10 protein-coding genes are annotated in these 11,962 nt (G+C 29.6%); all 10 read left to right on the forward strand.

Annotated elements, in window-relative coordinates:
• Positions 1 to 288 precede the first annotated feature (288 nt).
• The 10 genes from OL66_RS01330 (at position 289) to rpmI (ending at position 11,954) form a co-directional block, all read left to right on the forward strand.
• Positions 289 to 1,395, forward strand: coding sequence for an ABC transporter ATP-binding protein (locus OL66_RS01330; protein ID WP_034172159.1), 1,107 nt, complete (start codon positions 289 to 291; stop codon positions 1,393 to 1,395).
• Positions 1,396 to 2,337: a carbohydrate ABC transporter permease gene (locus OL66_RS01335; protein WP_034172160.1), complete on the forward strand. Its 942-nt coding sequence runs from the start codon at positions 1,396 to 1,398 to the stop codon at positions 2,335 to 2,337.
• Between the two features lie 35 nt (positions 2,338 to 2,372).
• The gene (locus tag OL66_RS01340; RefSeq protein ID WP_034172161.1) at positions 2,373 to 3,260 is read left to right on the forward strand and encodes a carbohydrate ABC transporter permease; all 888 of its coding nucleotides are present in this window, start codon (positions 2,373 to 2,375) and stop codon (positions 3,258 to 3,260) included.
• Positions 3,244 to 4,866 carry an extracellular solute-binding protein gene (locus tag OL66_RS01345; protein WP_011161091.1) on the forward strand — a complete coding sequence of 541 codons (1,623 nt, stop codon included), beginning with the start codon at positions 3,244 to 3,246 and terminating at the stop codon, positions 4,864 to 4,866. Before OL66_RS01340 ends, OL66_RS01345 begins: the two co-directional genes overlap by 17 nt.
• Positions 4,867 to 4,900: 34 nt before the next feature.
• Positions 4,901 to 5,869 (forward strand): DHH family phosphoesterase, encoded by a 969-nt coding sequence (locus OL66_RS01350; protein ID WP_034172162.1) that lies wholly within the window; start codon positions 4,901 to 4,903, stop codon positions 5,867 to 5,869.
• A gap of 219 nt (positions 5,870 to 6,088) precedes the next feature.
• Positions 6,089 to 7,471, forward strand: coding sequence for a tRNA uridine-5-carboxymethylaminomethyl(34) synthesis GTPase MnmE (gene mnmE, locus OL66_RS01355; protein ID WP_011161089.1), 1,383 nt, complete (start codon positions 6,089 to 6,091; stop codon positions 7,469 to 7,471).
• A 97-nt stretch (positions 7,472 to 7,568) separates the two neighbouring features.
• Positions 7,569 to 8,507, forward strand: coding sequence for a DHH family phosphoesterase (locus tag OL66_RS01360; protein WP_011161088.1), 939 nt, complete (start codon positions 7,569 to 7,571; stop codon positions 8,505 to 8,507).
• Positions 8,508 to 8,755: 248 nt separating this feature from the next.
• Complete coding sequence (gene thrS / locus OL66_RS01365; RefSeq protein ID WP_034172163.1) at positions 8,756 to 10,681, forward strand: threonine--tRNA ligase; 1,926 nt, start codon at positions 8,756 to 8,758, stop codon at positions 10,679 to 10,681.
• Between the two features lie 253 nt (positions 10,682 to 10,934).
• Positions 10,935 to 11,615, forward strand: coding sequence for a translation initiation factor IF-3 (gene infC, locus OL66_RS01370; RefSeq protein WP_238568784.1), 681 nt, complete (start codon positions 10,935 to 10,937; stop codon positions 11,613 to 11,615).
• Between the two features lie 132 nt (positions 11,616 to 11,747).
• Positions 11,748 to 11,954 carry a 50S ribosomal protein L35 gene (rpmI, locus tag OL66_RS01375; protein ID WP_011161085.1) on the forward strand — a complete coding sequence of 69 codons (207 nt, stop codon included), beginning with the start codon at positions 11,748 to 11,750 and terminating at the stop codon, positions 11,952 to 11,954.
• Positions 11,955 to 11,962: the final 8 nt, after the last annotated feature.

Consider the following 11,962-nt stretch of genomic DNA (forward strand, 5'->3'; position numbering starts at 1 on the left):
AATATTTTTTAACTATTAATTGTCAATATTTTTTTAAACATTTATAAAATTTTATAAAATTCAAAAAAGCAACCAAAAGTCCAAAAATAAAAAAATCACCAATAATTAAAAAATGATTAAATTCATCTAAAAGATAAAAACCAAAAATCAAAAAACCAAAAACAATAAAAAAAGTTAAAAATAATAAAATCAAAATAATAAAACCAAAACCAAACCAAATCAAACCAAAATCACAAACACAAACACAAAATTAAAAGCCAAAAAGCTAAAAATAAGGAATACAAAAAAATGGGTATAAAATTAGAACAAGTTTCTAAAATTTTCATCGATAAACAAACTAAAAAAGAAACTTATGCTGTAAAAAAAATTGACATCAACATTCCTAAAGGCAAATTGGTAAGTCTTTTAGGTCCTTCGGGTTGTGGCAAATCGACTACTCTTTACATGATTGCAGGGCTTCATCCTATTTCGGCTGGAAAAATATTTTTTGGCGACAAAGATGTCACTAACCTGCCTATTGAAAAAAGAGGTATTGGTTTAGTTTTCCAAAATTACGCTCTATATCCTCATATGACAGTTAGACAAAATATTTCCTTTCCACTGGAAAATCTAAAATTTGCGCGCGACATTATTGTGCAAAAAGTAGAAGAAATTGCCAAGTTAGTGGGAATTGCCGATCATTTAGACAAAAAACCTCAGCAACTTTCAGGCGGACAACAACAACGCGTAGCAATTGCAAGAGCCTTAGTAAAAGAACCTCAAGTTTTGCTTTTAGATGAGCCCTTATCCAACTTAGATGCAGGGTTACGCCTCAAAACTAGAGAAGAAATTAGAAGAATCCAACGAAAAACTGGAATCACTGCTATTTTTGTTACACACGACCAAGAAGAAGCAATGTCTATTAGTGATGAAATTTGCTTAATGAATAAAGGACAAATCCAACAAAAAGGCGCTCCTCAAGAAGTTTATGCCAATCCTAACAACTTGTTTGTTGCCAAATTTTTAGGCAATCCGCTTATCTCTATTTTTGAAGGAAAAATTACTTTTGGAAAAGTAACTATTGGAGATTCACTTCTTTTTGATTTTTCTTCTAACAAAACTTTAAAAAACCTAAATCAAGAAATCTATGTAGCCATTCGTCCCGAAGGTTATTGGTTTGACACAAACGGTAATTTTGAAATCGAACCTCTCTTTTTAGAAAATATGGGAAGAAACCTAATGATGTTAGCAAGACATCCGCAAGCTGTTAAAAACACTTTCCACCTTGTCTTTGATGAAAAAAGTAAAGATATTATTTTTCCCCAAGGATTTGTTGCCAAGAAAAAAATTAGATTCCAAATTAAAGAAAATAAGTGTTTTCTTTTTGATAAAAAAACCGAAAATAGGATTTTTTAAATGTCATTGCTAAAAAAACTTTTCCATCACAATTCCACTAAATATTCCAAACATAATCATTGGTATTATTTGGCGCCTGCCTTAATTCTTATGGTTTTATTTAATTTTTATCCTTTGGTAAAAACACTTTTTATTTCTTTGGATAGTAGATATAATAAATTTGCAGACACATTTTCTTATTCGTTTAATTTTTCCAATTACACTACTACTTTTTGTGATCCTGATTTTAGAACTGCTCTTTTTAACACTTTTTTACTGGTGTTTGTTGCTGTTCCTATTTCTATTTTTTTGTCTTTAATGATTGCCTTAGCACTTAACAGTGTTTATAATCGTTTTTTAAAAAATATCTTTCAAACCATTTTTTTCCTCCCTTATTTAACAAATCCTGTTATTATGGGAATGGTTTTTGCAGTCCTTTTTTATCACAATAGTTTTGGCATCCAAACGCGCCCCGAAGGTTTTTTTAATTCTTTTTTTGGGCTCCAACAAGATTGGATTAACATTTCAGCTCCTTATTCGTATAAAATGTTTGTTTTAATTTTTTATGTAGTGTGGAAATCCCTTCCCTTCCAAATTTTAATTTTTAGTGTGGGATTAAAAAACATTAGTAAAGATTATTACGATGCTGCCAGAATTGACGGCGCTTCTAAAATAACTATTTTTAGAAAAATTACTCTTCCTCTACTTGCTCCTACTATTTTTTATCAATTTATTATTGCAATAATTCAAGTTTTTAAAGAATATGAATCCGTTATTGGAGTTTTTGGTAATTCCGATATTACTAAGGTAAATACTGTGGTAGGCTATATTTATCAACAATTAGAAGGAACTTTAATGGATTCTTATTCCAGAGGCGCTGCAGCCACTGTTATTTTGCTTTTAATTTCTATTCTTTTTACTGCCATTAATTTTTTCTTTTTTGAAAAGAAATTAAATGAATAAAATAAATAATAAATAAGGATCGAACCTTGATAATTATGTCAAATTCAAATAATAAAACAAAACTCATTTTTGCCAAACTTAAAAAACATTTACCCAAAGTTTGTGCCACTTTTACCAAATACTTTTTTTTGTCTGTTTTTGCTCTTTTTTTGGCTATCCCTTTTTATTGGATGCTAAATTTAGCTCTACAAGACAATCCTGCTTGTCCTAGTTTTTTTCCTAAAGATTTGACGTGGAACAACTTCTCTTTTCTATTTACCCGTTATAGCTTGTTTTTGACTTTTTTTAAAACCCTTGCTGTTGTTTTTATCTCTACTGTTTTAGGTATTTTTGTCTCTGTTATAACTGCTTTTGCTCTTAGTATTTTAGAATTTAGAACTAAAAAAATTATATTAGGAGTCTTTCTAATCACCACTATGATAACTACTGAAAGTATGTTTTTAACTAACTATCAAACAGTTGCACGCCTAGGTTTTGTTGATTCTGGTCAAGGTACGCGCGTTTTTAGTGGCATTTATTTAGCAATGATTCTTCCCTTTCTAATCAATGTATTTCATATTTTTTTATTAATACAAAATATCAAAAAAATTCCCAAAGAACTCTATTTATCTGCCAAAGTTGATGGTAGTAGTGATTGGAAGTTTTTATACAAAATTTTAACTCCGCTTTTAAGAGATAACATCATTAATATCATTATTTTTAGAGCAGTTGCTGCTTGGAATGCTTATTTGTGGCCTGAACTTGTAGGCGGAAAATTGCTTACTAATGTGATTAGAAATATTTTTGACTCTGAAAAAAACCAAAATTTAGTCAATCAACAAATGGCAGCTACTGTTTTGATGACATTACCTTTAGTTTTGTTGTTCATTTTTTGTAAAAGATATGTTTTAGAAGGAAAATTAAACAGTGGTATCAAAGGATAAATTAAAAATCATTCATTTTTTTACTTGCTTATTTGTTATTTTAGCATTTATTGTATTATTTCCTAAAATTGATTCTAATGCTTTAAGAAATAACCATGAACAAGAATTAAATGAAATGCTTAACAAATATAAAGATAGCGAAGCATGGGAAAAATTTCTAGAAAAACCGATCGAAATTGTTTTTTGGCATCGTTTAGATCCTGAAAAAGAAAAAGGAAAACCAAAAACTGCTTTAGAAGAAATTATTGAAGAATTTAGAGAAAAATATCCCAAAATCAAAGTAAAAACAGAATATAAACCTAGTTGGAGTGGGATTGTAAAAAACATTAATGTAGCTCTTCCAGCCAACAACGAACCTCATTTAATTGTTTCTTATGCTGATCATTTAGTAAATTATTATGAATCAGGTAAATTAGTTCCCCTTGATGGATTTAAAGATCACACCAATGAAAAAATCAAATTAGACCCTTGTACAACAGATCCCCAAACAGAAAAAACATATTTTTATTCTAGTTTTGAAAATGAGGCTCAATTGCCTTTGGGTGATGAAAAAGAACCAGGGAAATGGTATTCCTTGCCATTTTCTAAATCTATTGAATTGATGTATTATAATCAAGATTATTTTAAACAATTAAAAGGCAAAATTCAAAAACAAAAAATCGAAATCGATTCCGATTTTGAATCTTGTTTTGACAATTATGATAACTCTAATTTTGAAGGCAAACTTAAAGATGGTATTACATGGGAACAAATGAAAAAGTTATGCAAAGTAATTAAACAAGTTGACTCTGAAAAAATCCCTATTTCTTATGATTCTGAATCTAATTTATTTATTATATCTTCCGAACAAAGAGGAATTGAATATACAACTTCACCAACTAAAAAAGATCCATCAAGTCGTGAAGTAGGAGTACGTTTTAATAATCCAGATGCTAAAAAAATGATTAAAGATTTTAAAAAATTTTATGATAAAAAATATTTAATTACTCGTAAATTATCTGGTGAAAGTTATACTACTCATTTATTTATGGATCAAAAAATTTTAATGGATATTTCTTCTTCTAATGGATTTGAATATGTTTCCAAAGCTCCATTTAAAGTAGGGATAACTTCGGTTCCTTATTGGAAAAAAGGAAAACAAGGTCCTGAGTCAGGCAAAAGAAAAGTTTTACAACAAGGTTCTAATATTAATTTATTTTATAAAAAAGATAAAGATGAAGTGCTTGCTTCTTGGTTGTTTTTAAAACATTTAACTTCTAAAGAAACAAACGAAAAATTACTCCAAAAACTTAGTCAATTTCCTACTCGTCCTTGTTATGATAAAAGCGCCCAACCAGAACAAACAAATTCTGAAAATCCTTCCAAAAATTCTAAAAATCCAGAAATAAATAAAGATATTTTTGACTTTATGAAAAGTGAAAGAAAAGAAGATGAAGAATCATCTCAAACAGGTAACCCCATTTATTTCTTTTCTCCCACTTTTAGAAAATCCCAGATGTCGCGTATAGTTGTAGAAAAATTAGTAATAGATTGTTTTTTAGATAAAGACTTAGACAAAAACATCGATACATTATTTAATGAAGCCCAACAAAAAGCAAACTCCTAAAAACTTATTAAAATTAACAAATTAAAGGAACATTATGAAAATTATTTACAATAAAATTAAAGCTTTTGAAACAATTATTATTCACGGACACATCAATCCAGATGGTGATTGTTATGGCGCTCAACTAGGTTTAAAAGATGCAATTACAGCAACTTTTCCCCAAAAAAAAGTCTATGCAGTAGGACAACAAAATCATTCTTTATCTTTTGTAGGTGTGATGGATGAAGTTTGTGATTCTTTGTACCAAAGCGCTCTTGCTATTGTTGTTGATTGCGGTCAAGAAAACAAAATTAGTGACCAAAGATTTAAATTAGCTAAAGATACAATTAGAATTGATCATCATTTATTAATGGATAATTACTGCAATTATCAATGGGTAGATGCTAATTATTCTTCTTGTTCTCAAATGATTTTTGAATTTAAAGAAAAATGCAATATGAAATTAACTCATAAAGGTGCTTTGGCTATGTATGTAGGTATGGTAACTGATACTGGTAATTTTTGTTTTGATAGAGTTGACCAAAACACTCTTAAAGCTGCTGTTTCCTTGCTTGCTTTTGACCTTGATGTATCACAAATTTTTTTTCATCTTAACAAAGAAACTCTTACCTTGTTTCAATATAAAGCCTATATTTATCAAAATGTAGTTACTTCCCAAGGATTTGCTTACGTTTTTATTTCTCAAGAAACATTGAAAAAATTTAACTTACATATTGACGTTGCTGCAAGTTTGGTTAATATTTTGGGTCATTTAGAAAATCATCCAGTTTGGGCTTTTTTCTTAGAACAACCAGATTTAACAATTAGAGCTCGCATTCGTTCTCGTGGTCCTGAAATTAACTCCATTGCTAGACAATTTAAAGGCGGAGGTCACCTTAGAGCTTGTGGCGCTACTTTAAATAACAATCAAGAAATGACTTTTTTCATAGCTCAAATAAAAGACTCAATTAAAGCTTTTGAAACCAAATCCCAAGACAAAAATCCAAAACTAATTAAAAATTAATTAACAATAAAATTAATAAATTCAATAAATACACATATAAAAAAATCTCCAATAACCAATAATAAAATTAACCAAATAAAACTTTTATTTTGATAATTCTTTTTCCCTTTCCTTTCGTTTGTAAATTATTTTCATATTATAAATGATAAATATCAATTTAAAACAACATTCAATAAATGAAAAGATTACAAAAATCATAAAGAAAGGAGCCCCCAATAAATGTTTTTTGATACTATTGCTGCTATTTCAACTCCTTTAGGAACAGGAGGAGTTAGTGTAATTAGGGTTTCTGGCAACAATTCTATTGCAGAAATAAATAAAATTTTTAAAGGCAAAGACCTTACCAAAACCAAAACACACACCATTACTCACGGTTTTATCCTCAACAAAAACCAAACTATTTTGGATGAAGTTTTGATTTCTGTTTTTAAAACTCCTAATTCTTTTACTGGCGAAAATGTTGTAGAAATTAATGCTCATGGCGGTATTTTAATTACGCAAATGGTTTTAGAAAGAGTTTTGTCATTAGATATTAGGTTGGCTTTTCCAGGCGAATTTAGCCAAAGAGCCTATCTTAATGGAAAAATGGACCTCATTCAAGCTGAATCCATTATGGACCTAATTCATGCGACTAATGAAAATGCCATTAAAATTGCTCATTCTGGTTTGCAAAAATACACTTCTCAATTAGTGACTTCTTTGCGCGACCAAATCCTTAATTTAATTGCTCAAATTGAAGTTAATATTGATTATCCTGAATATGATGACATTCCTCAAATCACCCAACAAAAAATTGCTTTGGAAGTTAAAAGTTTAATCAAGCAATTAGAAAATATTTTGAACCACTCCCATAAAAATAGATATCTTAAAGAAGGAATAAAAACTTTAATTGTTGGACGTCCCAATGTTGGTAAATCAAGCCTTCTTAATGCTTTTTTAAACGAAACCAAAGCTATTGTTTCTGATATTTCAGGCACTACCAGAGATTTTGTTGAAGCTTATTTTAATTGTCAAGGTATCACCCTTCATTTAATTGATACTGCAGGCATTCGTAAAACTGATGATCCCATTGAAAAAATAGGAATTTTAAGAACAGAAAAAATGCTTTTACAAGCAGAATTAATTTTATTAGTTTTAGATCAAAACAATCATTTGCAAGAAGAAGATATCCAACTTTTGCAATTAACCAAAAACCATCCGCGCATTATCATAGGAAACAAAGCGGATTTGAAAAGTGATAAATTAATTTCTTCTCTTTCCAACAACTCTTCCCAATTAGCCCCACAAGAAATTATTTCAGTTTCGAGTTTGGATAAAACAGGGTTTTTAGAGTTACAACAAACAATTTTAAAAAAATTCCAATTAAATGATATCCAGCCCAAAGATTTTAATTATTTTTCTAATGCAAGACACATTAATCAAATCCAAATTGCTCTTCGATCTTTCCAAGATTTGCAACAAGCCCTTTTGCAATCAATGCCAATCGATATTTATTCTATTGATCTTACTAAAGCTTATCAAGCGTTAGGACAAATTATAGGTGATAATCAAGAAAATAGTTTAATTAAAGAATTGTTTTCTAAATTTTGTTTAGGAAAATAAAAGAAACCCAAAAAATAAGAAAATATCAAGAAAACCCCCCAACCAACATCATTTTAACTAAACTAATATTTTAACAAATACAAAGAAAGGAACAAATATGAAATTTATTGAAACCCAAATTAAAACCTTTGATACTATCATTATTCACGGACATAAAAATCCTGATGGTGATTGTTATGGTTCTCAACTAGGTTTAAAAAATATGATTCAAAATACCTTTCCTCATAAAAATGTTTATGTGGTGGGGCAAACCAAAAACCATTTAACTTTTTTGGGTCAAATGGATGAAATACCAGATGAAACTTACCAAAATGCTTTAGTAATTGTAGTGGACTGCGGTACTACTCAAGCCATCAGTGACCAAAGATTTAAATTGGGAAAAGTCGTTATTCGAATTGATCATCATATTTTAATCGAAAATTATGGTAATTATCAATGGGTTGATGATTCTTTTGGTTCATGCTCCGAGATGATTTACTTGTTAAAAGAAAAACTCAATTTAAACCTAACTTTTAAAGGTGCTTTGGCTATTTATGTTGGTTTAATTACAGATACTGGTAATTTTAGGTATCATAGAGTAAGTGCCCAAACTTTAAGAATTGCCTCAGAATTACTTAATTATGGTATTGATGTTGCTTTGGTGGAACAAAATATCAATAAAGTAACACTTAATTTTTTAAAATATCAAGGATATATATGTCAAAATATTATTGCTTGTGACGGATTTGCCTATGTTTATGTGAATCAACAAATCATTGAACAATTCAACATTACTTTAGAAGAGGTTTTTTTGTCGATTAATATTTTATCTAATATTAAAAATTTTCCCTTTTATGCTCTTTTTTTTGAACGTCCTGATTCTAAAATTCAAGTGCGTATTTGTTCTAACGGACCGCAAATATATCATATTGTTCAAAAATATGGTTGTAAAGGTCACCTAAGAGCTTGCAGTATGTTTTTGCCATCCGAAAAAGAAATTTTGCCTTTTGTTGCTACAATAAAAAAAGAAATTGCACCCTTTTTCAAAACCACTTAAAAATTTAGATTCCAAATAATAAATACCAATCAACTAATTACTAAAAAAAGACTCCCTTTTTCTTGTGATTTGTGTTATAGTTATGATATATGTTATTTAATTTTTTAGTATAAAACACACATTATATCACACATTATTATTTAGATAAAATTTTTTGCCCTTTATTATTTTTTCTCCTCCATTATCTTTGTTTTTCCCCAATTTTTTAAAAGATCAAAAAAATAAAAACTACAAAAGAAAGGGTTTTTATGATTAAAATCAGCTTTTTTGACAACCAAATACAAGAATTTATTTCAGGTATAACTCCTTTGTCAATTTGGAAAAAACACTTATCTACACATTTCAAAAAACCAGTTGCAGCCCTTTTCAACGACCAACCAATCGAACTTGATTTTCCTTTGAAAGAAAACGGCAATTTAGAAATTTTAACCGAATCTGATCCTAAATCTTTGGAAGTTCTTAATCACAGCACCTCTCACCTTATGGCGCAAGCTGTTGCAAGACTTTATCCAGGTGCCCTTTTTACAGTAGGACCTGCCATTAAAGAAGGATTTTATTATGATATTGATTTTCAAAACCACACCATTTCGGAAAAAGGTTTTCTTGCCATTGAAAAAGTAATGCATCAAATTTCTTTGGAAAACCACCCCATTACAAGAGAAGAAGTTTCTTTCGAACAAGCCCAAAAATTATTTGCTTGCAACCCTTATAAACAAGTTTTGCTGGAAAAATTTCGCGACCAGACTATCAGTATTTATCGTCAAGGAGAATTTTTTGATCTTTGCCGCGGCGGTCATGTAACCAAAACAAGCCTTATTAAACATTTTAAACTTTTAAAAATATCAGGAGCTTATTTTCAAGGAGATGCCAAAAACAAAACTTTGACTCGCATCTATGGTACTTCTTTTTTCAAAAAAAAAGCGCTTGCGGACCACTTGCAACTTTTGGAAGAAAGAAAAGAGCGCGACCACAAAAAACTTAACAAAGAACTAGATTTATTCATGTTTAATAAAGAAGTTGGTTTGGGACTTCCCTTTTGGCTTCCTAAAGGAGCTACTGTAAGGCGCATCGTTGAAAGATATATTGTTGACAAAGAATTAAGTTATGATTATCATCATGTCTATACGCCCATTATGGCAAATACTGAACTTTACCGTATTTCTGGACATTTGGACCATTATGCTTCTAATATGTTTCCCATCATGACTTTGGAAAATGGTGAAAAACTAGTTTTAAGACCAATGAATTGCCCCCATCACATGATGATTTATAAAAAAACTCCTCATAGTTATAAGGAATTGCCTTTGCGTATTGCTGAATTAGGAATGATGCATCGGTTTGAAAAATCAGGAGCTGTTTCTGGTTTACAAAGAGTAAGAGAAATGACTCTTAATGACGCTCATATTTTTGCCTGTCCTGACCAAATCAAAGAAGAAATGAAAAAAATTATTAATTTAATTTTAGAAGTTTATCGTGATTTTAATATTAAAAATTATGAGTTGCGCCTAAGTTATCGTGACCCTAATGACACAGAAAAATATTTTAATGACGATCAAATGTGGCATCACGCTGAAAAAACCCTCAAAGAAACTATTCAAGAATTGAGCCTACCCTTTAAAGAAGCCATCGGAGAAGCTGCCTTTTATGGTCCTAAATTAGATGTGCAAGTGTTTACTGCCCTAGGCAACGAAGAAACATTATCAACAGTACAACTTGATTTTTTGCTCCCTCAAAAATTTGATCTTACTTTTATTGGAGAAGACAACAAACACCATCGTCCTGTTGTCATTCACCGCGCAGTTGTTTCTACTATGGAAAGATTTTTAGCGCATTTAGTAGAAGAAACAAAGGGTGTTTTTCCTTTATGGTTTGCTCCTGTACAAGTGCTTTTAATTCCTGTGTCTGCTCCTCTACATTTGGAATTTAGCCAAAAAATTAAAGAAATGTTACAATTACAAAATTTCAGAGTAGAAATTAATTCCAAAGATACTACTTTGGGTTATAAAATTAGAGAAGCACAAAAATTAAAAATTCCTTATCAAGTTGTAATTGGCGACAACGAAATGACTAACAATTTAATTACTTTTAGAAAATATGGCTCTCACCAACAAACCACAATTAAAGTTGATGAGTTTGTTTCTTTATTAAAAGACCAAGTTTTGCAAAAAAAATAACCTCTTAATTGCCAAAATCCCCCCAAAAACTATTGACAAACCGCACTTTTTATTATATAATTATTACGGTATTGTTATTGTTTTATTTTATAATATTCAAAATACAATTATAAAAATTATCAAAGATTTTGTAATAATCTTATGATATTAACGTGAAAAGAAGAGTTTTCTCTCGCCTGATTAACAATTAGTTTTTAGGCAAATGGCACATAAACATTTAATTTTTTTGTAAAAAAAATGCAAAAAACATTTAGTGTTAGTTATTTTAGAGAAGAGAAATGTTCATTGGGCGTTTCTCTTTTTTTATTTTATTTTCTCTTTTTGCCTTGTTTCATTTTCATGTTATGTCATTTCATTTCATTTTTACAAAATAACCCTAAACCTAAAGGAGGTTTTAAATATTAAAATCAACAAATTTAAAAAAAGTTCCAATTCTGATTTATATAATGAAAATATCCCACAAGGAAAATACCTCATTATTGATGAAAAAGGCGAACAATTAGGTGTTTTTGACCAAAAAGAAGCTTTAAAATTATCAGAACAAAAAGAAATTGATATTGTAGTGGTAAACGCAGATGCCTCACCGATGGTAGCGCGACTAATGAATTATCAAAAACATCGTTATAACCAACAAAAAAAACTTCGTGAAGCCAAAAAGAAAACCCAAATTATTGTTTTAAAAGAAATTCGCCTCAATCCTACCATTGATAAAAATGATCTAAATACTAAAATTAAACAAGCTCAAAAATTTTTAAAACAAGGCGATAAAGTAAAAGTTAGTATGCGTTTTCGTGGTCGTATGATTAATAATTTTCAATTAGGAGAAACAGTTTTTAAACAAGTTATGCAAGATTTGAAAAACCTATCTCAAATTGAGACTCCTTTAAAATTACAAGGCAATCAACTAACAGCAGTTCTGTCCCCTTTAAAATAACCCTTAAAGGTTATGAATGTTATTGGAATGGCTGAAAAATTACCCAAAACAAAACGCGACTCAACCAATTTACAAACCAAAAATATTTTTTTGCACCCAATTAAAAATTAAAAATAAATAAAATAAGAAAGGATGATTAAAGTGATTAAGAAAAAATCCCACAGCGGGCTTAAAAAACGAATTAAAATTTCTAAAAAGAAAAAATTATTAAGAGGCCACGCCTACAAAAATCACCTTGCAGCTTCCAAAACTACTAAACAAAACCGCCAACTAAGAGGAGTTACTTGTGTTAAACTTTGTGATTACAACAGAATCAAAACTCTTATTAGAGGATTATAGAAAGGAAA

The sequence above is a fragment of the Chrysanthemum yellows phytoplasma genome (genome assembly GCF_000803325.1).
Classification (GTDB): domain Bacteria; phylum Bacillota_I; class Bacilli_A; order Acholeplasmatales; family Acholeplasmataceae; genus Phytoplasma; species Phytoplasma asteris.